The sequence below is a fragment of the Mesorhizobium sp. M0047 genome, from assembly GCF_040323315.1.
GTDB lineage: Bacteria > Pseudomonadota > Alphaproteobacteria > Rhizobiales > Rhizobiaceae > Mesorhizobium.
Genome location: NZ_JAMYUW010000019.1, coordinates 86,215 through 109,448 on the forward strand (window position 1 = coordinate 86,215; position 23,234 = coordinate 109,448).

At 62.1% G+C, this 23,234-nt stretch carries 23 protein-coding genes and 1 tRNA gene; 9 read left to right on the top strand and 15 right to left on the bottom strand.

From position 1 onward, the window contains the following. The first annotated feature begins 254 nt into the window (after positions 1 to 254). Positions 255 to 605, top strand: coding sequence for a hypothetical protein (locus tag NKJ89_RS19530; protein ID WP_352604794.1), 351 nt, complete (start codon positions 255 to 257; stop codon positions 603 to 605). On the opposite strand, the gene NKJ89_RS19535 is transcribed toward NKJ89_RS19530, so the two are convergent. Together NKJ89_RS19535 and NKJ89_RS19540 are read right to left on the bottom strand one after the other, a co-directional pair. Next, entirely contained in the window at positions 596 to 4,126 is a 3,531-nt protein-coding gene (locus NKJ89_RS19535; protein WP_352604796.1) for a hypothetical protein, read from the bottom strand. The genes NKJ89_RS19530 and NKJ89_RS19535 overlap by 10 nt on opposite strands. Before the next feature lie 173 nt (positions 4,127 to 4,299). Further along, entirely contained in the window at positions 4,300 to 4,842 is a 543-nt protein-coding gene (locus NKJ89_RS19540) for a hypothetical protein (RefSeq protein WP_352604798.1), read from the bottom strand. Positions 4,843 to 5,494: 652 nt separating this feature from the next. On the opposite strand from NKJ89_RS19540, the gene NKJ89_RS19545 reads away from it, so the two are divergent. Both NKJ89_RS19545 and NKJ89_RS19550 read left to right on the top strand, forming a co-directional pair. Beyond that, positions 5,495 to 5,797: a hypothetical protein gene (locus NKJ89_RS19545; protein WP_352604800.1), complete on the top strand. Its 303-nt coding sequence runs from the start codon at positions 5,495 to 5,497 to the stop codon at positions 5,795 to 5,797. A gap of 236 nt (positions 5,798 to 6,033) precedes the next feature. Next, a complete protein-coding gene (locus NKJ89_RS19550; protein WP_352604802.1) occupies positions 6,034 to 6,387 on the top strand; it encodes a hypothetical protein in 354 nt (117 codons plus the stop codon). On the opposite strand, the gene NKJ89_RS19555 is transcribed toward NKJ89_RS19550, so the two are convergent. Together NKJ89_RS19555 and NKJ89_RS19560 are read right to left on the bottom strand one after the other, a co-directional pair. Beyond that, the gene (locus NKJ89_RS19555; protein WP_352604804.1) at positions 6,384 to 6,728 is read right to left on the bottom strand and encodes a hypothetical protein; all 345 of its coding nucleotides are present in this window, start codon (positions 6,726 to 6,728) and stop codon (positions 6,384 to 6,386) included. The genes NKJ89_RS19550 and NKJ89_RS19555 overlap by 4 nt on opposite strands. Continuing rightward, positions 6,725 to 7,303, bottom strand: a complete 579-nt coding sequence (locus NKJ89_RS19560; protein WP_352604806.1) for a hypothetical protein — start codon at positions 7,301 to 7,303, stop codon at positions 6,725 to 6,727. Before NKJ89_RS19560 ends, NKJ89_RS19555 begins: the two co-directional genes overlap by 4 nt. 164 nt (positions 7,304 to 7,467) lie before the next feature. Between NKJ89_RS19560 and NKJ89_RS19565 the strand changes: the two genes are divergently transcribed. Further along, a complete protein-coding gene (locus NKJ89_RS19565; RefSeq protein ID WP_352604808.1) occupies positions 7,468 to 7,599 on the top strand; it encodes a hypothetical protein in 132 nt (43 codons plus the stop codon). Here the strand turns inward: NKJ89_RS19565 and NKJ89_RS19570 are convergent. The 7 genes from NKJ89_RS19570 to NKJ89_RS19600 form a co-directional block, all read right to left on the bottom strand. After that, complete coding sequence (locus NKJ89_RS19570; protein WP_352604810.1) at positions 7,565 to 9,997, bottom strand: AAA family ATPase; 2,433 nt, start codon at positions 9,995 to 9,997, stop codon at positions 7,565 to 7,567. The two genes, NKJ89_RS19565 and NKJ89_RS19570, sit on opposite strands and share 35 nt — an antisense overlap. Before the next feature lie 289 nt (positions 9,998 to 10,286). Further along, the gene (locus NKJ89_RS19575) at positions 10,287 to 10,547 is read right to left on the bottom strand and encodes a hypothetical protein (RefSeq protein ID WP_352604812.1); all 261 of its coding nucleotides are present in this window, start codon (positions 10,545 to 10,547) and stop codon (positions 10,287 to 10,289) included. 27 nt (positions 10,548 to 10,574) lie between these two features. Beyond that, positions 10,575 to 11,156, bottom strand: a complete 582-nt coding sequence (locus tag NKJ89_RS19580; RefSeq protein ID WP_352604814.1) for a hypothetical protein — start codon at positions 11,154 to 11,156, stop codon at positions 10,575 to 10,577. A gap of 17 nt (positions 11,157 to 11,173) precedes the next feature. Beyond that, entirely contained in the window at positions 11,174 to 11,335 is a 162-nt protein-coding gene (locus NKJ89_RS19585; protein ID WP_352604842.1) for a helix-turn-helix domain-containing protein, read from the bottom strand. A gap of 393 nt (positions 11,336 to 11,728) precedes the next feature. Then, positions 11,729 to 11,803: transfer RNA gene (locus NKJ89_RS19590), tRNA-Glu, on the bottom strand. A 90-nt stretch (positions 11,804 to 11,893) separates the two neighbouring features. Further along, positions 11,894 to 12,301, bottom strand: coding sequence for a VOC family protein (locus tag NKJ89_RS19595; protein WP_352604816.1), 408 nt, complete (start codon positions 12,299 to 12,301; stop codon positions 11,894 to 11,896). A gap of 29 nt (positions 12,302 to 12,330) precedes the next feature. After that, a complete protein-coding gene (locus NKJ89_RS19600; RefSeq protein WP_352604818.1) occupies positions 12,331 to 12,708 on the bottom strand; it encodes a fimbrial protein in 378 nt (125 codons plus the stop codon). 26 nt (positions 12,709 to 12,734) lie between these two features. On the opposite strand from NKJ89_RS19600, the gene NKJ89_RS19605 reads away from it, so the two are divergent. After that, on the top strand, positions 12,735 to 13,775 hold the full coding sequence (locus tag NKJ89_RS19605) for an RluA family pseudouridine synthase (RefSeq protein ID WP_352604820.1): 1,041 nt from the start codon (positions 12,735 to 12,737) through the stop codon (positions 13,773 to 13,775). A gap of 189 nt (positions 13,776 to 13,964) precedes the next feature. After that, entirely contained in the window at positions 13,965 to 14,876 is a 912-nt protein-coding gene (gene rpoH, locus NKJ89_RS19610) for an RNA polymerase sigma factor RpoH (protein ID WP_023757412.1), read from the top strand. A 165-nt stretch (positions 14,877 to 15,041) separates the two neighbouring features. On the opposite strand, the gene NKJ89_RS19615 is transcribed toward rpoH, so the two are convergent. The 4 genes from NKJ89_RS19615 to NKJ89_RS19630 form a co-directional block, all read right to left on the bottom strand. After that, positions 15,042 to 15,914 (bottom strand): MBL fold metallo-hydrolase, encoded by an 873-nt coding sequence (locus NKJ89_RS19615; RefSeq protein WP_352604822.1) that lies wholly within the window; start codon positions 15,912 to 15,914, stop codon positions 15,042 to 15,044. 140 nt (positions 15,915 to 16,054) lie between these two features. After that, positions 16,055 to 16,714 (bottom strand): peroxiredoxin, encoded by a 660-nt coding sequence (locus NKJ89_RS19620; RefSeq protein ID WP_023757414.1) that lies wholly within the window; start codon positions 16,712 to 16,714, stop codon positions 16,055 to 16,057. Between the two features lie 217 nt (positions 16,715 to 16,931). Then, the gene (locus NKJ89_RS19625) at positions 16,932 to 17,297 is read right to left on the bottom strand and encodes a cell division protein ZapA (protein ID WP_023757415.1); all 366 of its coding nucleotides are present in this window, start codon (positions 17,295 to 17,297) and stop codon (positions 16,932 to 16,934) included. Between the two features lie 20 nt (positions 17,298 to 17,317). Further along, the gene (locus NKJ89_RS19630; RefSeq protein WP_013529251.1) at positions 17,318 to 17,590 is read right to left on the bottom strand and encodes a DUF4164 domain-containing protein; all 273 of its coding nucleotides are present in this window, start codon (positions 17,588 to 17,590) and stop codon (positions 17,318 to 17,320) included. 262 nt (positions 17,591 to 17,852) lie between these two features. On the opposite strand from NKJ89_RS19630, the gene tkt reads away from it, so the two are divergent. From tkt to NKJ89_RS19645, 3 genes are all read left to right on the top strand, one after another. After that, positions 17,853 to 19,844: a transketolase gene (tkt, locus tag NKJ89_RS19635; protein WP_352604824.1), complete on the top strand. Its 1,992-nt coding sequence runs from the start codon at positions 17,853 to 17,855 to the stop codon at positions 19,842 to 19,844. 157 nt (positions 19,845 to 20,001) lie between these two features. Beyond that, entirely contained in the window at positions 20,002 to 21,012 is a 1,011-nt protein-coding gene (gene gap / locus NKJ89_RS19640) for a type I glyceraldehyde-3-phosphate dehydrogenase (RefSeq protein WP_023757417.1), read from the top strand. A gap of 215 nt (positions 21,013 to 21,227) precedes the next feature. Further along, positions 21,228 to 23,117 carry a potassium/proton antiporter gene (locus tag NKJ89_RS19645; protein ID WP_023757418.1) on the top strand — a complete coding sequence of 630 codons (1,890 nt, stop codon included), beginning with the start codon at positions 21,228 to 21,230 and terminating at the stop codon, positions 23,115 to 23,117. Positions 23,118 to 23,234 lie beyond the last annotated feature (117 nt).

Below are 23,234 nucleotides of genomic sequence, written 5' to 3' on the forward strand. Positions count from 1 at the left end.
GCGCTCAGATTTCAGATGCTTGTTGGAAGTCCGTTGACGTTAGCCCCGGAGAGATCCGAAGCGGTTGGTGCAGAGGCCCGAGTTCTGCGCGGTTCCGGCCGCCTTATAGTACGCGATAGCACCCAATTTTGAAAGTGAGAACAAGGCCCGATCAGAAATGATTATCGCATCAAGCCTGAGTTCTTACGATGATGAGTGCATTTCTTCAAAAAATGCTAATACTAGCTGAACTTCGGTTGCAGAGGACAACTCGGTTGAAGCGTTTGGCGCATTTTATAGTTTTTATGTATGCTTCGACCACCATTGTGCTCGCCGGCGAGAGCAACGTATTGGGATTTGGCGCCACAAAATGTAGAGACATCAGCATCTCGATCCTCACGATAACGGGCCGCTGGGACCAGATTTTCGCTTGGACCTCCGGTTTTTTAACCGGAGTCAATATGCAGGCGATAAGCGATGGGGGCACCGCACGCGACCTGAGCGCTGTCACTCCTGCTTTCGTCATTGATCGCGTTGGCCGCTACTGTTCGCAAAATCCCAATCAGCCCATGTTGCGGGCAGCAGAAACGATATTAGGCGATCTTCATCACAGTCTTCAGCGCTGACGCGCATTCGACAGCGTCCCGCCGGTTTCGGCCGCGGTGCGTGCGAGAGCTTCCCCAAAGCCGATCCTGGCACCGCGGTTGTTGGCGTTTCGGATGAGCTCTACAGACTGCGGATCGACGAACAGGTCGGCCAAGGCTTTAAGGTTGCTGCGCAGTGCGGCGCGCTTGGCGACATCGCCGGCTTTCACGACCGACGTGCCCAACGACTTCACGAGATTGACGGCCATGCCGGTTGGAGATGCCGCGCCGCCCAGGTCTGCATTCATTGACCGATTGAACTCCGTCGCGCTGCCGATCTGCTTGCGCCGCCCGGTGGCCTGGAGGACGTCTAGGAGCTCGGGCATCCTGTCGGCAGCTTGGCCGCTCGGGATTTGGCGCAGGACGGCGTCGAGCACTTCCTGGCGTGCGTCGTTGCCGGCGACGTCCTTGTGGAACTTGGCGCCGGCAAAGTCGCGAACGCCTTCCTGAGTTTCGGTGTTGGCCTTGGAGAAGCGGTCGCCAAGGTTCTGCCGCACAAGAGCGGCCGTCGTGCCGGGATCTTCGGCCACTAGGCGACGGGTTGCGTCCGCAGCCTCGCCCCCGGAGCCAGTGAGCGGGTTCTGCGGCAGGATGGCATTGCCGGCGGTCTGTGTGTCGCCAGCGGCGGCCACCTGTCCTACAGGACCGCCTCGAGCGGGCGCCATGGCGGCGTCAGCACCGACGATCTTGCTTAGGCGGTCAGCGACAGACGGGTACTGCGAAAGCATGTCCTGGTTGTCGCGCAGAGCCAGGGAAAGCCGATTGGCGTCAACCGTTCCGTTCGCATCCGTGACCTTGTCGAGGATCTGCGTCGCGAGATGGTTTTCGAAAGCGACGCGCGCTTCAGTCGGCGCCACGGCGTTAAAGTTCTTCGCTTCCGATGGCGACGACAGGGCCGCCGGAACATTCTCCGGTGCCGTCGTAAAGTTCTTGTTGTAGGCGTCGCGCTCGATCGCTTTGGACATGCCCGGCGATTCGAACGGCGCGAGCGGCGTGCTGGCGGCTGCGAAATTCTTCTTCGCCAAGCCGTACTCCGGCACGGACGTAAGCGTCTCGTCGAGCTTGTCCTGCACTTGCTGGAGCACAGCGGCCGTGTGGTTCTCGCCGCTCTGCTTCGCCACGTTGATCATGTCGCCGATCTGGTGCCGCGTGGCATCAAGGCCGGTGACGCTGGTGTCGACGCCGCCCTTATCGAACATCGACTGGCGCACTTGCGCTAGCGCGTTGCGCGCGGAAGCCTTTGTCGTCGGTGCGAGATCGTCGATGAATTTGACGACATTGCGCGGGTCGACCTGAATTGCTTCCGGCCCCGTTTGGCTGGTGAGAGCATGCGTTTCCGTCCTCGCCGGGACCGCGACAGGCGTCATCGACGTGGCGACGTCTTCGCCTTCGGCAGCAGTCGGCTTGATGCTAGTATAGGCGGGCCGAACGGTCGTGGTTTCAGGGGCGAGCTCGTCGACAGGGATCGACGGCGCTGCCTTGCGTGCAGCGGCGTAGTCCTGATCGCCGAGAGCGGCGCGCATGCCTTCACGGCGGTCGAAGATGCCCCGCAGCGGCTCCTGAATAGCAGTGCCGGCCTCCAGCGCGGTTGTGCGCGGGCCGGCGCCGGTGATGGCGTTGATTAGCTCCTGCCCTTCTGGTGACGACGAAATGGCGCTCTTGGCAGCTTCCGCAGCGCGCGGGCCGAGCGTCGACGGCTGCGCGCTCTGCGGGGCGATCTGGTCCAGCACGTTGCCGACGGCGGTATCGACCTGGCCGGGGCGCTGCGAGAAAAACGGCGCGGTGCGCGCACGCCCGTCTACCGAGCCCTCCACGACACGAAGAAGGTTCGGAAGCGCGCTCGCCCCATCAGTGGCTTGGGCGATGGCTTCCGGCCCCGTGAGCCGCACGCCTGTCGTGTTGCCCTGAAGGCCGAGCGCGCGCTGCCAATCGGCTTCCGTCATTTCGCTAGTCGCACGCCGCACAACACTCTCTGGAGCGTTGTAGGCGCGGCCGACGGCCGTCCCGGCGTTGCCGAACAGCGCGCCAAGAAAGCGTGACAGCCCTTCGTACTGTGTTCCGTCGGTCGCCTGTCCGGCCGCCTCGGAAGCGACCGCGGGCATCACGACATTGCCGAACACGTCTTCCGCCATGTGACGAGCAATCTCGCGACCGGTCCCGGCGAGCCGCGCCGCTTTGCTTGGCAAGCCGCCTGGCGCAGCGAATTCGCCGATAGCGCCGGCGTACTTTCCCGCCGTCGTTTCGGGCTTATGCAGAACTGCGTCCATCACTTCGCGCGTCCGGTCCTGTGCGTCGTAGATCCCGGTGCGCACATCTGCCTTATCATTGCCGGTGATGGTGCGAAGGCCGTAGTTCACAGCGCCTGTGAGGGGGTTGATCAGGGCGTCTTTGAAATGGTCGTGCTCGATTCCTGGCGTCGCCGGCTCTATGCCGAGCGCGGACCGCACTGGCCCCTCCGCTTTGTCGTAAAGCCAGCTTCCAACGCCTTCGCCAACGCGATTGAGTGTGATCGGCGTCATTGCGGTTTCAACGACCCCACGTGGAACACCCGAGGCAAACGACAGGCCGACATCCTTAGCGACCGATGGCTTTTCAGAAGGGCCTCCGAACGTCTCGCGCATGGCCTTCGTCATGACATCATCGGTCGTACCGGCAGGGAACTGCACGGTCGTGCCGTCGGGCGCCCTTACCTCGATCGGACTTCCCCCAGTCCGTGCAGCATATTTATCCCAAGGCCCTGCCTGGCCCGACGACTTTGAAGCCGCCGGGTTTGCATCAGGAAATGCGGCCCAAGGATCACTCGCGATCGGAGCTTGAGTGGCACCACACTGGTATTTCGTCCAAGGTCCCTCGGCAGTACCGGCAGCGTTGGTCGAACCAAACGCACCACTGCCCACACGCGCACCCTTGGCGCTGGCTGGCTGCGAGATGATCTTGAATCCTGGCGGTATGTCGTCGAACTGATCGAACACGTTTCCCGTTGGCGCTTGAGCCTGCGCGCCGTAATGCTGGTCCTGCGCTTTGTGGAGCGCCTCGGCGTACATATCGGCGTGAGCCGGGGTGTCGAACTTGCCAAGGTTCTGCCCGGTCTTGCCGTACAGTTCCATGGCGGCCTGATCTGGCAGTATCTTGCCGTCCGCGACGGTCGGCACAAGAACCTCTTGGCCTCCGTTGTTTTCGAACGACATCGACCGCACGGTGCTGTAGGAGCCGTCGGCGTTCTTGACGATCGGGCGCGCGTTCAGGTCGATATTGCCCTGCTCCAGCATGCCGGGAAAAGGTCCAACCGGGCTGGCCGGCGGCTGCTTCGCCACCGGAGCGTCGAACTGATCGAAGATGTTCGCCGCCGGCGCATCGGGAAACTGAGCCCACGGGTCGCTTGCCGGGGCCGCATTTACCGGAACGCCCGGGAATCGGGGGTTAGCCGGCACTGGCTGCGACACGATGCGGAAGCCGGGCGGAATGTCAGGTGCTGTTTGATATTTTTCCCAAGGACCGGCCACTGGAACACTCCGTCAATTCGAACCATCGGCGCGTGCGAGCAATGCTCTGCGGAAGACGCGATCAGGATGTGTTCGGTTGAATCTACGGGCGAGCCCGTGGCGGAGCGGCTGCCCGAGGTCCGCGAGTGTTCCGGCGATGAAAATATACACTGACGCGTGATCGGAAACCAGCGTCATGCCGCCACCTTTTCAGACCAGGTACCCAAGGGCGCCGGCAGCAGCGAACGGACGGTTTCCTTCTGGCGCTGGGACTTCCGCTGCAACAGCCACGCGTAATCGCACGTGTTGCGCAAATCGCGCTCGAGAACGTGAACGTAGAGCCTGGCATCGACGAGCCGGTGCGGATGATGTGCTGCCTTCTGCTGCTCGTCTTCTGCCCAATCCCGAACGATCGTCATGGCGCCGATCATGCACACTGCGACCGTGCGGGGGTTGTAGATCTGCGGCAGCTTGTGAACGAGGGCAGTGGCGGCGTCCCCTATCGCCTGGATCAACTTGTCTCGTCGCTCGGGGTCGAGTTGAAAGGCGGGCTTGAACTTGCGGAGCCCGCCTAGGGCCAACGGCAGTTCGAAGGTGATGTCGATCTGCGGGAGCGTCGCCTTCCAGAAACTGAACACGAACCGATCGATCTCGCCGTCGAAGTCGATTTCCGCCTGGGTAGGCGGATCGCCTTCAGCGTGTCCGTCGTCGGCGTTTGGGATCAGGAAATCGGTCATGGCGCGGATCCAGTTCGTCTAAGCTGACGATAGGACGTGCTTCGGCGCGGAAAAATCGGATATTTCGGGCGGGTTTCGGCGGGGATTTTGCGGTTCGAAGTTTGAAACGGCCGCAAATTCCTGTGACCCTCCGCCGGGGTTTCGGCCGCGCGGTTGAGAGTGTGCCGAGGGGTGGCACCCGGGCTGCGGCCACATGTCGGCCAGGCGCAGCCCTGCTGCGCTCGCCAGATCGCCCCTAACCCTTTTGCCTTTCATCTACCCTGGCGCTACCTAGCCAGGGCATGAAGTGTCGCCCCGCCGTGAGGGCAAGGCGCTACCAACCGCAATATTGATACTGTTGTCCGGCCAGCGATATCAGAGGCTTAGGTCGTCGACATGGTAGCGGCTTGCAAGCAGAGTCGTGTTTTGTGGCCTTTTCCGGGTCAACGCCCATTCAGATAACGGTCGATCGCCGCATCGACCTCACTAGCGCCGACCCGTGGCTCGAGCGGCGCCAGGGCCTCCGTGAGCCTGCCGCGCTCAACTTCGCGCCGCGCATCTATCCGAGCGTGGCGCCCGAGCTCGCGGCGCATGAAGAAACGATGGGGCGAAGAATCGCCACGCCACATAGGCGACGCACAGGCCCAGCGGCACATAAACTGTTGGTTCCGTGATGGCCAAGCTATCCCCCGATCAACATCCGAGATCAACGACCTATCATCAAGATCAACTTTTTTCCACTCTCTTCACCAAACAAAGCAATCCGGCCAATGCTTTGCGCGAGTTGAGCGCGACGGCTTATGCGATCAATAACGGTCAACAAAATCAACGAAAAATAGCTGTTGACGGACCTTGGCCAACGGCCTGTTACTATCATCACCTAAACAGAATAGCGGAGAAAAACGATGACACCAAACACATGTCAGAACGAAGCCGTTTTGTTCTTTCAGATTGCATCGGAATTGCGCCGTGCTGAAAGGGAATGTGCCCGCCCGGCGGCAATGGCGGAGCTAATCGACGAGGTCGACGCGATGCGGCAGCATTCGTCGAGCGCACTCATCAGAGGGCGCTGCTCCGATCTGCTTCGCCAGCACGAAACATTGAAGGCTGGGGCCGCCAGTTAGGCGCGCCCACGCCAAGCTTGCCGAGTTTCTAGGCCCGCTGCTCCCCGCAGCGGGCCTCAACGTGTGTTGTAGCGTAAGGAGTACAGAAATGACCGAGTTGTCACGTTTCACGATGCACAAGCCCGGAACGGCCCAATGGGACATTCTTCATCCGTCCCAAATCCCCGAAACCGGGGTTCAGATGATGCTAGTGCAGCTGGTTTTCCCAGCGGAGCAGCTTCCGCGCTACCGCGCTTTGGCACGAGAGTTCAGGGCGCAGTACGCGGAGACACCGGGAATGGATCTCGCGCGCATGTGGGACCTAAAAATCGATCATCGCTTGAATTCATCAGGTTTGGCCGCGCTGCACCTATTCGCGATGATCTTACCAGCGTCCCTCATGGAAACGTCGATTAGAGCCTATCTGCAGGATTGGAGCATGGCCGCGCCGGAGCCAAACTAATCGAAGGCGCCGCCGGTCGGCTTTGAAGCGGCGGCGGCACGCTGCCGTTTCCGCAAGACAGCTTCGGTTGCCTGTCTCAACTCGTCGCCGTCCATTTCGGCGGCATCTTTCGCGACGCTTGCGTTGCGGTCCGCTCGATCGAGCATGCCGCCGATCTGCAGCAGCGTCCGTTGCGACGAGGCCCTGGCGACAGCTGTCTGTGCCTTGTCGCGGCATATCTCCAGCGCGCTTTCATATGCGACCTTGATGCCTTCAACCCTCGCGCGCCGGATTATCTCAGCCCGCACGGCCTCATCGTCGCCGTCGAAATCGTCAAGCTCGCTGTCGTCGTTGTTGCTCATGCGAATGCCCCAATTGATTTCTGTTGGTCGACGCCGAGCGCCTCGAGTTCAGCCCGGAGCGCCGCTATCTGCTCTTCCAGTTCCGCCCCTTCGCCGGTTGGCGCCGGCTGCGGCCGCTCCAACATGGCGCGGATCTCTGCGGCCTGTTTGCGCTCGTCGCGCTGGCGTTGGCGCGCGGCCGCACTGCCAGGTGTCCGGGCAGCGTGCCAGGCCCTATGCCGCTCGAGCTCGTCGGGCGACATTGCGGCCAGGCGCGTTGAGCGCTTCCTTGCCGCGCGCTCCCGCTCGGCCAATTTCTTCCGAAGCTTCCTTTCGGCAGCAGGCGATTTTCCGTCGGGCCATTGCGTTCGGTGCCACTCTTCGCCGCGCGGGGTCCGGCCGCCGTGGATGAAACACTTGCCGTTCTCCATCGCGATCAGCCGGCACGGCTCGCGGTCGCTCTTCCGCGCGGCATTGCATTTAGGAAGATTGGACCGCTTGGCGTTCCACTCGCGGATGGCCGCCGATCCGATCATCCGCCATTGCGCCGATGACTGCCACGCCGTTGGCGGGCGTTGCGGCCGCTTTCTCTTCATGGCTGGTTTCCTGTGAAGAGTTCATGAGGTATTCCGAAAACCGACCGTCTACCGTACGGGGGTCGGGCTTGTCGGTCCGACAACCCCCTACGTAGTAGCGACAAGCACCGACAAGCCGACAAGCATTGAAATCGTTGCGTTTTTTCGCCCCTTGTTACTTGTCGATGACCGACAAGACCGACAAGCTGGCCGACATACAAGGCAAGTCTTTGATTTTGCTGCTTGTTTTGCTTGTCGCCGACAAGCTGACCGATAAGACCTTCAAGCATCTTCGGCCTCGCCTGCCGACAAGCTGATCTCACGTCGCACAAACCACGGCGCTGTCGAAGCTTGCTTCTTCTTCAGCACGTAAAGCCGGACATTCTGTCCGCCCCGCCCGATCGTCTGGCCCTCACCGAGCAACGCCGATGTTATCAGCCCGGTGACTGTCGGCCTGGTTTTAGCATCCGTGATTCCCTCCTGCCGCAACTTCTCCGCGACAGTTTCCCAAATACCCGGAAGCTCACATTCATCGAAACTACCCATGACCGCATCGACAATCCTGGCGATTGCCGCAGCGATTTTGTCAGGCACTTCGCGCGCCGCCCCGGCACGGCCCTTCACGTCGACCAATTCCAACACGGGGGCAAAGTCACCTTCGGCCTTCAACCGCTCGGCCGGATCCTCTTGAAAAAGCGCCGCCGCTGCACCGCCGGGAATACCCGATCCATTGTTCACCGGCACGCTCAGTCGACGAAATACGGTTGGCTGTGTCGGCTTCCGATTGTGGGACACCTTGGCGTAGTCGAGCCGGATCAACTGATCGGCGGGCGACACGCCCCAGGCCTTTTCATCGTCCTCGCCGGTGACGTTGGTCAGGGTGAAGGCACTTCGCACCTTGCCGACGGCAGCAAAGGCGCCGCGGCCGGCGCCCATGTCGCCCCGGTGATCGCGGCTTGCCTTGCTCGTATGATGCAGGATCTCAATGCAGCAACCGTGCTTGGCGGCGATGTTAGCGATCTCTTGCAGAAGGGCGTTGATGTCGTCATTGTTGTTTTCGGCGCCGCCCGACATCAGACTAACCTGCGGGTCGAGCACGACGAGCAACGGCTTGTGCTCGACAATTCTCGCTTCCAACAAATCCGCACCCGGCGCGCGGCACAGCGGCTTTCGGGCGTCCGGTCGATGCATGATCGTCAGCGTTTCGGCGTCAACACCAGACCACAGGATAATTGGGTGTTTCATGTCCTCCGGCTTCAGCCGCAGATATTGCTGACAGGCCGTCAGGCGGCGCTCCATCTCGCTCAGCCGATCTTCGGCATTGTAGACCAAGACAGCGCCGGCCTTGTGCAGCAACTCGTGGCTCTCGCCGTTGCCGCCGCGAAGCACATCCCGCTTCCCCGTTGCGACGATCACCGCGTCCCGGATGGCGAAAGTCGATTTGCTGATACCAGGCTCGCCGACACACTGTGTTACGTCGCCGACCGGCAGCCTCGGCTCAATCAAGAAGGTGCGGACCGGCAGCGACTTTGGGTCGACCAATCCTGTGACGACGCTCAGCCCGCCTCGAGAAGGCTTTTCAAAGTGGATCGCAGCATAGTCCGGCACCAATCGATAGTCCGCTCCCCCGTGCGCCTGGCTGGCAATATGAGGGTAGGACCCGTCGGTGTAGATGATCGCCTTGTTGCGGCCGCCGCCGTACTCGGGCTCGATCGGGTCAGCACAGGTCTTGCGATGGAACTTCTCAGGGTCTGCAAGAATCTCGGCGACCGTCACGCACCGGCCATCGTCGAGATTGATCTGGAAGCGGCCCATCAGGTCTGACTGCTCCAATGCGGCCGAGACGATCCGCTCTGCCGTGGCCCGCGGCTCGCCGGCGGCAACGTATCTCTCAAACTCGCCGGCGCGATAGCGGCCGGCAATGGCCTGAGCCTCTGATGCGCAAGATCGCTTGATCTCGTCGACCTGGCGAGCAAACTCCGATTCTTCCTCCGCCGAGAGGGTCGCGAATTCTCGGGTGTCCAAGAAACTGCCATTGGGGTTGATTATGCGGGGCTCGCGAGCTCCCGTCATGTAGCCAAGCCGCACGTCGTCGAGCAGGGCGTCAGCCTCGTACCAAAGCCGTTCCGGTCCCTTCGTCGCCACCTTGTCGATGAGCGTGCGGACCGACACGGCGCCATTCTTGGTGATGAACGGGAAGCCAAATCCGGCGAGCACCAGCCGGGCAAAGAGCCTATCGGCGAATGGCGCGATGTCGGAACCGTCCGTCACGAAGATGTAGCGATGCTGCCCGCTGTTGGCGCCCGTCGTCAGGCCGTTCTGGGAATTAATGACCCCGGTCGATGATGAAGGCCGAAGAACCGTGCAGACTGCTCCGAACTCGGGGAACACCGACGTGAGCACGCCGGTTATTTGGCCTGGCGTTGCCGCCACACGATCCCTGATCGCGGCGGGCCAGTCCTTCACATCGAAGTCGAGGCCGAGCACGGCCGGGCATTCCTGATGCACGAAGAAGCTCTTGCTTCGCGAGATCGCGTCTGACCCGGCGTCCAGCATGGCCGCAGTGACGATCTGCGCGGTTTCCGCTCCTGCCGGCGGCGGAACCAGGACGAGGGCTTCGCGAGGGCCAAGGCTACTTAATTGCTTGGCAAATGCAGCGGCGATCTCTGGCGCGCTGCCGACAAGCGATATGCGGCGGGCGTGCCCGGTTGCCACGCCGGGGCTCCGTGAACTGACAGGCTTACCCGTCGAGATATCGACGCTGAATGTTTTCGCGAGCGCGCCGCTGCTTTCCAGGACCGAGAACGAAATTTGCTTCTGCTCGACGGGGTCGGGAGCAGCAGGAAACAACTCCCGAATTTTGTCGTGCTGGCGGTCTGGAATCCGCGTCTTCAGGATATCGCCGAAGACACTTGGTTGCGCGGAAGGCGGCTTTTGGGCTATGTTCACGGCGCTGATACCTTCTTGGCCGGTTCCCGTTGGCGCGGGGCCGGCCGTTGCATTTCTAGGTGTTGTCGACTGCCAGGTAGAGGCGCGGCCCGCGCGCGGGCGGCGCGGCAAGCAAGGCGCTGTCAACGAGATCGAGGAGGCTGCGCACGCTGACGACGAGCGGGCCGCCTGGCGTCACGCGGCAGCCGCAAAGCCTACCTTCGGCAACGCGGTTTCGAACCCAGTCGGAAGATCGGGCAACGATCTCGCCCGCCTCTGCGACCGATACAAACGCGCGGTCGCGCCAGGGCACGTATTCGGATTTCTGGATCTGCATGATGGTCGCCTTCCTTGTTGAGGGCGATCAATTTGCCGGCGGTAGTCGCGCCGAAAAAGACGCATGTCGGGCCGTCTTTTTGGCGCGAAGTCCAGCCGCTCGCTCGTCGGCCATCTTGGCGTCCAACTTCTCGAGGTTGGAGATCACCTCGAGTAGGAGTTTGGCGGATCGCTCAACACCGACCGATCGCGAGAGGCCGACATGCTCGTAGACCCGGCCAAAGATTCGCCTGAACTTCTGGTCGCGCTTCTCGACCTTGTCTTTTGTCGCGGGCTCACCCAACCACCTGGCGGCGGCCGCGGCCGGGTTTCTGATCGTGCCCCTAAAGCGGTACAGTGCTGCTGTGTAGATGACGGTTTCGAAAAGGTCTGTGCGCGGTCGCCCCTGGCTGGCTGGTTCGAAGGACTTTTGCCACGTTCTCAGCCACGGCTCGACGTCGATTTTGGTCGCGTATCCAACCAGCCGCTCGACAGTTTCGGGGTCGCTCTCCAGCGCACATCCGGTGGCTTTTAGCGCGGCAATGGTGATCTCTCGCACCCTGGCCGGTCCGAACAATTCGACGATGTCATCGGGGCCGCGAGGGATCTCGACCAGGGCTCGCTGCAACAATGTCGTCGCTATCGCCGTCAAGAAGCACCGACACAACGCTCGAGGAAAGCCTCCGCATCAATACGGCGCACCAAGGTGCGCCCGCGAACCTTCGCGGGAACAAGGTCGCCAGACCTGAAAAGCGTGTAGATGGTAGATCGGCAGACGCGAAGGTAATCCGCTGTCTCATCCACCGTCATCGCGCCGCCGGTCGACGAAGCACGGGCTGCGGTCTTCTTTGTTCGCACTTGGGTATCTCCAACAAACGATAGCGTTAACTGAAGCTACATTGCCGCGATCACATCTGCAATACTGTGGCCAACCAAGTAATTTCGACATACGGAATAATATTCCGACATACATATTCTGTATGTCAGAAAGTCAGCTACAAAAATCAATGACTTAAGCCGGAGGCGGCAGCCGGGTCTACAAAGCAAAAATAATTTGCGATTGGATTCCAAGGCGCCAAGGTTCTGCGCCGATAGCGCCCCAGCGCCCACCCTGAAAGATCGAATCGACCTACGCTCGCAAGTTCGTATTCAACGAAACCAGCAACGAAAATCGACCTATGGCAGCTAACGTATTGAAATCCTTGGTACGCCCAAGGGGAATCGAACCCCTGTTCCCGCCGTGAGAGGGCGGTGTCCTGACCGCTAGACGATGGGCGCGTTCAAGAACCGGCGATATAGGCTGACGGCTTGGAAAAAGCAACTGGGGTTCGGCCGCTTTAGCGCATTGCAGAAAAACCGGTCCCAGCGCTATCGTTTCGGCTCGATCAGGTCCCAGAGATTGCCATGTAGATCGGCGAAAACGGCCACCGTGCCGTAGGCCTCAACGCGCGGCGCTTCGCGGAATTCGACGCCCTTCTCCAGCATCGCTGCATGGTCGCGGGCAAAATCGTCGGTTTCGAGGAATAGGAAGACCCGCCCGCCGGTCTGGTTGCCGATGCTTCTACTCTGTGCCTCGTCGGAAGCCTCGGCCAGCAGCAGCTTGGCACCTTGTCCGTTGGCCGGCGCCACCGTGACCCAGCGCTTGCCGCCGCCGAGATCGATGTCCTCGATGAGCAGAAAGCCCAGCCGCTCGACATACCAGTCAATCGCCGCGTCATAATCGGCGACGACCAGGGCAACGGTCGCGACGCGGCGGTGTTCAGCGAACCCGGTCATGCCTGAGGCTTGCTGATCGTTACTGCCGCTCATTTGTTTCGGATCGCAAAGCGCCCGATCAGGCGGCGCTCGGTGATGTCGTAGACGAAGATCGTGCGGCTGCCGTCGGCTAGCTCGGCATCGATGGAGACTCGATTGCCGGACAGCGACTGGCTGATCACCTTGGCACCAACCGGCAGCACGATATCGCCGTTGATCGGTTCGCCGGCGGGGGTCTGGATATCGCCAGCCAGCGGCGGGTTCGCCGGCGGTGCGTTGCGCGCTTTGTAGACAAGGGCGCCGATCACCACCATAAGGGCGAGGAACAGCAGGCCGAGATTGATCCCGACGAAGCGGACGAGTTTCCTGCGCACCTTTTCGACCTCGGGGTCGAGCGGCTTTTCCTGGTCTTCCTCGGCGATGGCCATAGCAGAACATTCCGGAACGGTTTTCGATGAGCGCTCATAGCGAAGAGGCCCCTGAATTGATAGAGGCGGCACCCACCGTGCTGGTGGCGGGCGCGGACGCGGCGGGTCAACGCCTCGACCAGTGGCTGGCGGCAAGCCTCGGCCGGGACATGTCGCGCAGCCGCGTGCAGATGCTGATCAGGCAGGGCGCGGTCAGCGTCGACGGCAAACCGGTCGACGAAACCAAGCGCAAGATGACGCCGGGTGAAAGCGTGTCGGTCGTCATGCCGGAGCCGGAACCGGCGGAGCCGCAAGGCGAAAACATCGCGCTTGATGTGCTCTATGAGGACGACGAACTGATCGTCATCAACAAGCCGGCGGGGCTTGTCGTGCATCCCGGCGCCGGCAACTGGACCGGCACGCTGGTCAATGCGCTGATCCATCACTGTGGCGACAGTCTTTCCGGCATCGGCGGTGTGCGCCGGCCGGGCATCGTGCACCGCCTCGACAAGGAGACCAGCGGCGTCATGGTGATCGCCAAGACCGACCGCGCCCATAAGTCGCTGTCCGAAGCCTTCGCCGATCACGGCCTGACCGGCGATCTCGAACGTGCCTATCTGGCACTGGTTTGGGGCATACCGCAGAGGCCGACCGGAAAGGTCGATGCGCCGCTCGGCCGCGCCGCCGATCGCGTGCGCCGTGCCGTGGTGCCGGAAGGACGCGACGACGCCCGCCATGCGGTTACTCACTTTGCCGTGCAGGAGCGCTTCGGCGAGACACAGCAGGAATTCGCCACGGCAAGTCTGGTCGAGTGTCGGCTCGAAACCGGCCGCACCCACCAGATCCGCGTCCACATGGCGCATATCGGCCATCCCGTGATCGGCGATCCAGACTATGGCCAGGCCTTCCGCACCAAGGCCAACCGGCTGCCCGAACCTCTGAAAAGTCAGGTCAAGGCTTTTCCCCGGCAAGCTTTGCACGCCTGGCTCCTTGCATTTCGCCACCCGAGTACCCATCTGTCGATGAGGTTCGAAGCGCCTATACCGAGGGACATGGAGGAACTCGTATGCGGCTTTCGCACGCTCTGAACCTGCTCCAGAAAACTTGAGTGACATTGTTCACTTTAACGTGACACACTGTTTCGCGTTGAACAAATGCCTGTCTTTTCTGGTTTTGTTCCTGTATAACCACTGACGTCGCGAGCGAGCCGTTTGGTGCTCGCGCCATATGCCCGCCGCGTTTCGGGGGCATCACTCCAATAGAGAGGGGGCGCTATCATGGCCCAATCATTACCCAGTATCGTTTCCGGCGAAGGCGGCCTCAGCCGCTACCTGGAAGAAATCCGTCGCTTTCCCATGCTGCAGCCGCAGGAAGAGTACATGCTCGCCAAGCGTTACGCCGAGCATGAGGACACCACCGCTGCGCACAAGCTCGTCACCAGTCACCTCAGGCTCGTCGCCAAGATCGCCATGGGCTATCGCGGCTACGGTCTGCCGATCGGCGAAGTGATTTCGGAAGGCAATGTCGGCCTGATGCAGGCCGTCAAGAAATTCGAACCGGAGCGTGGCTTCCGCCTCGCGACCTATGCCATGTGGTGGATCAAGGCCTCGATCCAGGAGTACATCCTGCGCTCGTGGAGCCTGGTCAAGATGGGCACGACCGCCAACCAGAAGCGCCTGTTCTTCAACCTGCGCAAGGTGAAGGGCAAGATCCAGGCGCTCGACGACGGCGACTTGAAGCCCGACCAGATTGCCGAGATCGCCACCAGGCTGAACGTTTCCGAAGCCGAAGTGGTGTCGATGAACCGCCGCCTGTCGGGCGACGCCTCGCTCAATGCCCCGATCCGGGCGAGCGAAGGTGAGTCCGGCGAATGGCAGGACTGGCTGGTCGACGACCACGAAAGCCAGGAAGAGATGCTGATCGAGCAGGACGAGTTGGAGAACCGGCGCGGCATGCTGTCGGGCGCCCTTGCCGTGCTCAACGAGCGCGAGCGGCGCATCTTCGAGGCCCGTCGCCTCGCCGAGGAGCCGCTGACGCTGGAAGAGCTGTCGTCCGAGTTCGACATCAGCCGCGAGCGCGTGCGCCAGATCGAGGTGCGCGCCTTTGAGAAGGTGCAGGATGCGGTCAAGGCCGCCGCCAAGCGTCAGACCCAGGCGCTGCGCACCATCGAAGCCCAACCGGCGGCGTAAAGCCGATATCGGCAATGAAACAACGGCGGCGTCAGGAAACTGGCGCCGCCTTTTTTGTGTCTAACGTTTGCGCCGGCGATTGGCGAAAACCAGGGCGACATCCGATCCCCCTTGCGGGGGAGATCGGCAGTTTCACCGGCCGCGCCCGGCACAAAAAAATACTTCTCACAGCCCATCCAGCGGAAACTTCAGGTACCGCCGGCCATTCGCCTCGGGCTCCGGCAGCCGTCCGCCATTCATGTTGACCTGCAGCGCATGCAGGATCAGCCTCGGCATCGGCAGCGTCCTGTCCCGAGCCTCGCGCAGGGCGACGAACTCAGCCTCGCTGCGGGCGGCGACGAGATGGGTGTTGGTCGCCTTCTGCGCCGCCACCGTGCTTTCCCACAAGGGCTCGCGGCCGCCGGCCTGATAGTCATGGCCGACGAAGACGCGCGTCTCATCCGGCATTGCCAGGATGTCCTGGATCGAGCGCCAGAGCCGAGCGGCACTGCCGCCGGGAAAGTCCGTTCTCGCCGTGCCGCTGTCGGGCATGAACAGCGTGTCATGGATAAAAGCGGCATCGCCGATCACATAGGTGATCGAGGCCAGCGTGTGCCCGGGTGAGAACAGCACCTTGACCGGAAGCGTGCCGACCTGAAAGGTCTCGCCCTCCGCAAACAGCCTGCCCCACTGCGAACCGTCGGCGGGAAAATCCGGCCAGTTGTAGATCGCCTTCCACAGTTTCTGGACGTCGACAACCCTGTCCCCGATCGCCGTCGGTGCACCGGTCTTCTCTTTCAGATAGTGCGCCGCCGAGAAATGGTCGGCATGCGGATGGGTGTCGAGGATCCATTCGACGCTCAGCCCCTGCTCGCTGATGAAGTCGAGCAGGGCGTCGGCATTCGTCGTTGCCGTGGCGCCGGATCTCTCGTCGAAATCGAGGATCGGATCGATGATGGCGCAGCGCTTCGTCGCCTGGTCGGCGACGACATACTGGATGGCCCCTGTCGGCTTGTCATAGAAGCCGCTGACCTGCGGCCTGGCCAAAGCTACGTCCAATTTCGGCTTCCCCACGCTTGGCCAGCAGGAACGATTTTCTCTGATGGCACCCGAGAGGAGCATGGTTGTCCGCTCGGGTGACCCAGTCAAGTATCAATTCGCTCGCAGCGGCGAGAACGCCAAAAACTGTTCCGAAGCAATCAGGCGGATGGCTGCTTGGTCTTCCTGAGATAGGGCAGGATGGTCTCGTAAGCGCCGAAACGCTTGATCGCATCCTCGTTGGAAACGGCGGCGGTGATGATGACGTCCTCGCCCTGCTTCCAGTTCGCCGGCGTCGCCACCTGATGCTTGGCGGTCAGCTGCATGGAATCGACCGCGCGCAGGATCTCGTCGAAGTTGCGGCCCGTGGTCATCGGGTAGGTCAGCACCAGCTTGATCTTCTTGTCCGGTCCGATGACGTAGACCGAGCGCACCGTGGCGTTGTCGGCGGGCGTGCGGCCCTCCGACGTTTCGCCGGCACCGGCGGGCAGCATATCATAGAGCTTGGCGACCTTGAGGTCCTTGTCGCCGATCAGCGGATAGTGCACCGTTTGGCCGGTCGCCGTCTTGATGTCGGCCTGCCACTTGTCGTGGCTCGCAACCGGATCGACCGAAATGCCGATGATCTTGACGTTGCGCTTCTTGAACTCACCCTCAAGCCCGGCCATCGTGCCAAGTTCGGTCGTGCAGACCGGCGTGAAATTCTTCGGGTGGCTGAACAGAATCGCCCAGCCGTCACCGATCCATTCATGGAATTTGATCGTCCCTTGCGTGGTCTCGGCGGTGAAATCCGGCGCGATATCGTTGATACGAAGGCTCATGGAACATCTCCCCTGTAAACAGATTCCGCCAGAAGCAAGAGGCGGCAAACCATGGCCGCCATCACATGTCCACGCTCCGGCAATCGCCATCTTAGCGCAAAAATTGCGGCCGCGAGATAATATCAAACTCTTGTCGGCGGAAGTGCGAGAATTTTCATGCTGCCGGGGCACCGCCAGCGGATAAGAGCTTTGGTTTGAACTCGAAGTGCGCGCTGCCTCAGGTCTTGTTGACCGCCAAGGTCGCCGTCAGGTCTTCCATCCGCTGCGCCAGCGCGCCAAGCGCATTGGTCAGCACGCTGTCGTTCTTGTCGGCCTTGGTCAGGGCGTCGTCGCGGGTCTTGCGCAAGGTCAGCACTTCGCTCTCCATGCCCTTGACGCGCTTCTGCAGCTCCGAGAGTTCGTCCATCACCATGATGCCGGCCATCACCGTCAGCCGCTGGTCGCCGATCTCGCCAAAGGAGTCCTTCAGATGCGAGACATAGCGGTCGAAACGTTCGGCAAGGTCGATCAGATGATCTTCCTGGCCTTCGTCGCAGGCCATCCGATACTGTTTGCCGTCGATGGAAACCGTGACTTGAGCCATGAGCCTACCTGTCCAGCCCCTTACCTGTCCAACACAGCGCGGATGGTTTCCATGGCGGTCACCAGCCGTCGCGAGACTTCCTTGTTGGCGTCTTCCAGGCGTTCGGCACGCGCTTCGGAATTGTCGAGTTCCTGTGCCAGCCGGGAGCGGTCGGCATTCATCCGCTGCACCTCGGCCTCGGCTTCCGAGTAATCGCGCTCATGCTCGAGCTTGGCCGCAACAGCGTTTTCCAGCCCCTCGATGGCCTTTCCGAGCCTGGCGATAACTTCCTTGAGTGTGGCTTCCCCGGTCATGGCCTTCGTCCTGTGCCCTGCCCATCACCGAATCGTTCGCGTTCAGAACGCGTTATCCAGGAAACATTAGGCACCGGGTGAAGGCAACGTCAACAAAGCTCTCGCGACTGTCCCCTGCTAACGCTAATGTAGACCCGCCGCCGGCATCACAAGGCCGGCAAATGTGCACCGATTTGTTGACTAAAAGCGCGCGCCTGCTATGTGTCGCGCACCCTTTTCAAGGGCTCTCCCAAGCCCCCAAACCCCCACTTCTGGAGGAATCATGACGTCGCGTGAACAACATGACCGGATGGCCAATGCGATCCGCTTTCTCTCCATGGATGCAGTCGAGAAGGCAAATTCCGGCCATCCCGGCCTGCCGATGGGTTGCGCCGACATCGCCACGGTGCTGTTCACGCGCTTCCTGAAATATGATCCCAAGGCCCCGCACTGGGCCGACCGCGATCGTTTCATCTTGTCGGCCGGCCATGGCTCGATGCTGCTCTATTCGCTGCTGCATCTGACTGGCTACGAAGACATGACCATCGACCAGATAAAGCACTTCCGCCAGTTGGGCTCGAAGACTGCTGGCCACCCCGAATACGGCCATGCCACCGGCATCGAGACGACGACCGGCCCGCTTGGCCAGGGCCTCGCCAATTCGGTCGGTTTCGCTCTCGGCGAGCGCATCATGAACGCCGCCTTCGGCAACGATCTCGTCGATCACTACACCTATGTGCTGGCTGGCGACGGCTGCCTGATGGAAGGCGTGTCCCAGGAAGCCATCGCGCTTGCCGGGCACCTCAAGCTCAACAAGCTGATCGTCTTCTGGGACAACAACAACATCTCGATCGACGGTCCGGTGTCGCTGTCCGACAACACCGATCAGGTCGCCCGCTTCCAGGCCTCCGGCTGGAATGCCAGCCACATCGACGGAACCGATCCAGAAGCCATCGCCTATGCGATCGAAGCCGCCCGTCATTCCGACAAGCCGACGATGATCGCCTGCAAGACGACCATCGGCTTCGGCGCACCGACCAAGGCCGGCACCAACAAAGCACACGGTTCACCGCTCGGCGCCGACGAGATCGCCGGCGCGCGCAAGTTCTTCAACTGGGATTCGTCGCCCTTCGAGATTCCGGCCGACATCCTCGACGCCTGGCGCACCGCCGGCAAGGCCGGCGTCAAGGCGCGCACCGACTGGGAAGGCCGCCTGGCCAGGGCCGACGCGAAGCTGCAGGCCGAGTTCGAGCGCCGCATCAGCGGCAAGCTGCCGTCTGATTTCGACGCCGTCATTGCCGATTACAAGAAGAAGCTCTCGGCCGACAAGCCGAAGGTCGCCACCCGCAAGTCGTCCGAGATGGCGCTGGAAGTCATCAACGGCGCCGTGCCCGAGACCATCGGCGGTTCTGCCGACCTGACCGGCTCCAACAACACCAAAACCAGCCAGACCAAGAACATCACATCAGACGATTATGGCCAGCGCTATGTCCACTTCGGCATCCGTGAGCACGGCATGGCGGCCGCGATCAACGGCCTGACGCTGCATGGCGGCCTCATCGCCTATGGCGGCACTTTCCTGTGCTTCTCCGACTATGCCCGTCCGTCGATGCGGCTGGCGTCGCTGATGGGCATCCGCTCGATCTTCGTCATGACCCATGATTCCATCGGTCTGGGCGAAGACGGCCCGACCCACCAGCCGGTTGAGCATCTGGCCGCATTGCGCGCCATCCCCAACCACAATGTCTTCCGCCCGGCCGACGCGGTGGAAACCGCCGAGTGCTGGCAAATCGCCCTCGCATCGGAAAAGACGCCGTCGACGCTGGCGCTGACCCGCCAGAACCTGCCGACGGTGCGCAACGAATTCGTTGCCAAGAACCTGAGCAGCCAGGGCGCCTATGAACTGGCCGCAGCCAGCGGCGAGGCGGCGGTGACGATCTTCGCCACCGGCTCCGAGGTCGAGATCGCGCTCGGTGCCCGCGACCTGCTTGAAAAGCATGGTCATCCCACACGCGTCGTCTCGGTGCCTTGCTTCGAGCTGTTTGACCAGCAGAGCGCCGACTATCGAAAGGCGACGATCGGCAACGCGCCGGTCAAGATGGCGATTGAAGCCAGCATCCGCCAGGGCTGGGATCATCTGATCGGCTCCGACGGCATCTTCATCGGCATGACCGGTTTCGGGGCTTCGGGCAGCATCGAACAGCTTTATCCGCATTTCGGCATCACCGCCGAAGCTGCGGCCAACGCGGCGGAAGCCCGCCTGCATGCCAAGTAGGTTGGTTCAAAGCCGGCGAAATCGCGCAAGGCGGTTTCGCCGGGTTGGCCCAACCTAATCGATTTAAATCCACGTCGCTGCGGCTGGATTCTTTCCGCTTCCGCCGCTATGAAACTGCGGACCTATCGTCTGCCGTCCAGCTCCCAGGGAGAGAATAATGACCGTCAGAGTTGCCATCAACGGATTCGGCCGCATCGGCCGCAACATCCTGCGCGCCATCCATGAATCCGGCCGCAGGGACATCGACGTCGTCGCCGTCAACGACCTCGGCCCGGTCGAGACCAACGCGCACCTCTTGCGCTACGACAGCGTGCATGGCCGCTTCCCGCATGAAGTCTCGGTGTCCGGCGACCAGATCACCGTCGGCAAGGAGACGTTCAAGGTCACCGCAATCAAGGATCCGACGCAGTTGCCGTGGAAGGAACTCGGCATCGACATCGCGCTCGAATGCACCGGCATCTTCACCGCCCGCGACAAGGCAGCCGCGCATCTGACCGCCGGCGCCAAGCGCGTCATCGTTTCGGCCCCGGCCGAAGGCGCCGACCTCACCGTGGTCTACGGCATCAACCACGACCAGCTGACCAAGGACCACATCATCATCTCGAATGCGTCCTGCACCACCAACTGCCTGGCGCCGCTGGCAGCCGTGCTGCACGAGACGGTCGGCATCGAAAAGGGCATGATGACGACCATCCATTCCTATACAGGCGACCAGCCGACGCTGGACACCATGCACAAGGATCTCTACCGCGCCCGCGCCGCCGCCCTGTCGCAGATACCGACCTCGACCGGTGCCGCCAAGGCGATCGGCCTCGTGCTGCCCGACCTCAAGGGCAAGCTTGACGGCATCTCGATCCGCGTGCCGACCCCGAACGTCTCTGTCGTCGACTTCAAGTTCATCGCCAAGCGTGCGACCACCGTCCAGGAGATCAACGACGCAGTGATCGCCGCTTCCAACGGCAAGCTGAAGGGTATCCTCGGCGTCACCCATCACCCGAACGTCTCGATCGACTTCAATCACGATCCGCGCTCCTCGATCGTGGCGCTCGACCAGACCAAGGTGATGGACGGCAACTTCGTTTCGGTGCTGTCCTGGTACGACAACGAATGGGGTTTCTCCAACCGCATGGGCGATACAGCAGTCGCCTTCGGCAAGACCATCGCCTGATCGCGCACCCATCTTCTCGAGACTGAAACGCCCGGCTTCGTCCGGGCGTTTTTCATGAGTGCGCCTTGCGCCTTCACAATTGGTATCCTGAGCGCCAAAACATCCGAAAATCAGCGGCATAGGCAAAAAACCACCCCGCTGCCTTGCACTGGTCATGTCTTCGCCCCACTCTGCCGTGAAGCGAGAGAAAGAGGAATTCGAGGGGCAAATCACGGATGGAGCACGCGATCTATCTCGTCACGCTGGTCGGTACAGCGCTTGTCGTCGCCGCCGCCTTTTCGAGCCTGATCGCCTTCCGCTTCGGCGCCCCGCTTCTGCTCCTGTTCCTCTGCATTGGCCTGGCCACCGGTACCGACGGTCTCGGCATCCAGTTCGACAATGCCCGCATCGCCTATTTTGCCGGCTCACTGGCGTTGGCCGTCATCCTGTTCGATTCCGGCTTCGGCACGCCACTCAACGCCTTGCGGCAGGCCGCCGGTCCAGCGCTGTCGCTGGCAACCTTCGGCGTGCTTGTCACCACCGGCCTGTTCGGCGCCGCCGCCCACTATCTGCTCCACCTCACCTGGCTGGAATCCTTCCTGCTCGGCGCCGCGGTCGCCTCCACCGATGCCGCGGCCGTGTTCTTCCTGCTGCGCGCAGGCGAGATCAATCTGCGCGAACGCGTGCGTTCGACGCTCGAGGTGGAATCCGGCACCAACGATCCGATTGCCATCTTCCTGACCATCACCCTGGTCGAGGTCATCGCCGCTAACGCCAACCCCGAGACCAATGTCCTGGTCACCAGCCTGTTCCTCGGCTTCCTTCTCAACATGGGCCTCGGCGCCGTCGTCGGCGTGCTCGGCGGCCTCGCGATCGTGCGCCTCGTCGACCGGCTCAATCTCGACCACGGCCTGCTGCCGATCTTCGTGCTGACCTTGTCGCTGATGGTCTTTGCCGCGGCCGGCGCCATTGGCGGCTCCGGCTTCCTGGCGGTCTATCTCGCCGGCCTCATCGCCGGCAATTCCGACATCCGCGCCGTCACAATTCTCAAGCGTTTCCAGGACGGCATGTCCTGGCTGGCGCAGATCATCATGTTCCTGATCCTTGGTTTGTTCGCGACGCCGTCGCAGTTCCCGGCCATCATGGTGCCGGCGGTGCTGCTCGGCCTGTTCCTGATGTTCGTGGCGCGGCCGATCGCGGTCTGGCTGTGCCTGGTCCCGTTCCGCCTGCCGCGTCCCGAGGTCGCCTTCGTTTCCTGGGTTGGCTTGCGCGGCGCGGTGTCGATCCTGCTCGCCATCACCCCGCTGCTCGGCGGCCTGGAAAACGGCCGCGTCATCTTCAATACCGCCTTCATCATCGTGCTGGTGTCGCTGGTCATCCAGGGCTGGACGGTCGGGCCGCTGGCCCGCCGCCTCGGTTTGATCGTGCCGGCCCGCCTTGGACCGCTGGACAAGGTCGAGCTGGAACTGCCGGGCTCGGCCCATCACGAACTTCTTGCCTATCGTGTCGCACCCGGCAGCCCGGTAGCGCGCGGCGAGCGAATCCCGCGCTGGGCCCGGCCCTCGCTAGTGCTGCGCGACGGTCGCTCGATGCGCTTCCAGGACATGGGCCGGCTCGCCGCCGGCGACCAGGTCTACATCTTCGTGCCGGACCGTTATCCGCGCCTGCTGGACAAGCTGTTCGCCAGCCGCGCCGTGGTCGATCCCGAGGACGCCGATTTCTTCGGCGCTTTCGCCGTCGATCCTGCACGCTCTGCCGCCGAACTGGAAATAGCCTATGCGCCCGGGCTCACCGACGTGGAGCAGCAAATGACCGTTGGCGCGCTGGTCACGGCGCGGCTCGGCGGCCATGCCGAATATGCCGACCGGGTGCTGATCGGCCCGATCGAACTAATCGTTCGCGACGTCGACGACAAGGGCAAGATCACGGGCCTCGGCCTTTCCTTTGAACCGACCGCGCCGGTTGCCCGGGTGCCGGTTTTCCTCAGCGCTGGCGAAATCGCCGACCGTCTCTCCACCTTCATCCGCAACTGGCGCAAGCCTACCGAGACGCGAGCGGACGAGGCGCGCGCGGACGAGATGCCTACCCCGGAACCCGCGCCCGAAAAGGCGGCGCCCGGAAACTGACAGCTTCGATTGCCGGCACTGCCGTTCATCCGCCTGCGGCACGAAATCGTGCCGGCTTCAAAAATTCGTTTCGAACCCGGGCTAAGCCTTGCATCATCGTTGGCGCGGGGTATGGTC

Bases quoted from the DNA above. Each gene is read 5' to 3' on its own strand.
- NKJ89_RS19545 (WP_352604800.1), top strand. From the start codon at position 5,495: ATGGCCAAGCTATCCCCCGATCAACATCCGAGATCAACGACCTATCAT.
- NKJ89_RS19595 (WP_352604816.1), bottom strand. From the start codon at position 12,301: ATGACCGGGTTCGCTGAACACCGCCGCGTCGCGACCGTTGCCCTGGTC.
- NKJ89_RS19565 (WP_352604808.1), top strand. From the start codon at position 7,468: ATGACCGACAAGACCGACAAGCTGGCCGACATACAAGGCAAGTCTTTG.
- NKJ89_RS19645 (WP_023757418.1), top strand. From the start codon at position 21,228: ATGGAGCACGCGATCTATCTCGTCACGCTGGTCGGTACAGCGCTTGTC.
- NKJ89_RS19600 (WP_352604818.1), bottom strand. From the start codon at position 12,708: ATGGCCATCGCCGAGGAAGACCAGGAAAAGCCGCTCGACCCCGAGGTC.
- tkt (WP_352604824.1), top strand. From the start codon at position 17,853: ATGACGTCGCGTGAACAACATGACCGGATGGCCAATGCGATCCGCTTT.
- NKJ89_RS19575 (WP_352604812.1), bottom strand. From the start codon at position 10,547: ATGCAGATCCAGAAATCCGAATACGTGCCCTGGCGCGACCGCGCGTTT.
- NKJ89_RS19630 (WP_013529251.1), bottom strand. From the start codon at position 17,590: ATGACCGGGGAAGCCACACTCAAGGAAGTTATCGCCAGGCTCGGAAAG.
- rpoH (WP_023757412.1), top strand. From the start codon at position 13,965: ATGGCCCAATCATTACCCAGTATCGTTTCCGGCGAAGGCGGCCTCAGC.
- NKJ89_RS19605 (WP_352604820.1), top strand. From the start codon at position 12,735: ATGAGCGCTCATAGCGAAGAGGCCCCTGAATTGATAGAGGCGGCACCC.
- NKJ89_RS19625 (WP_023757415.1), bottom strand. From the start codon at position 17,297: ATGGCTCAAGTCACGGTTTCCATCGACGGCAAACAGTATCGGATGGCC.
- NKJ89_RS19555 (WP_352604804.1), bottom strand. From the start codon at position 6,728: ATGAGCAACAACGACGACAGCGAGCTTGACGATTTCGACGGCGACGAT.
- NKJ89_RS19560 (WP_352604806.1), bottom strand. From the start codon at position 7,303: ATGAAGAGAAAGCGGCCGCAACGCCCGCCAACGGCGTGGCAGTCATCG.
- NKJ89_RS19585 (WP_352604842.1), bottom strand. From the start codon at position 11,335: ATGACGGTGGATGAGACAGCGGATTACCTTCGCGTCTGCCGATCTACC.
- NKJ89_RS19540 (WP_352604798.1), bottom strand. From the start codon at position 4,842: ATGACCGATTTCCTGATCCCAAACGCCGACGACGGACACGCTGAAGGC.
- NKJ89_RS19620 (WP_023757414.1), bottom strand. From the start codon at position 16,714: ATGAGCCTTCGTATCAACGATATCGCGCCGGATTTCACCGCCGAGACC.
- gap (WP_023757417.1), top strand. From the start codon at position 20,002: ATGACCGTCAGAGTTGCCATCAACGGATTCGGCCGCATCGGCCGCAAC.
- NKJ89_RS19550 (WP_352604802.1), top strand. From the start codon at position 6,034: ATGACCGAGTTGTCACGTTTCACGATGCACAAGCCCGGAACGGCCCAA.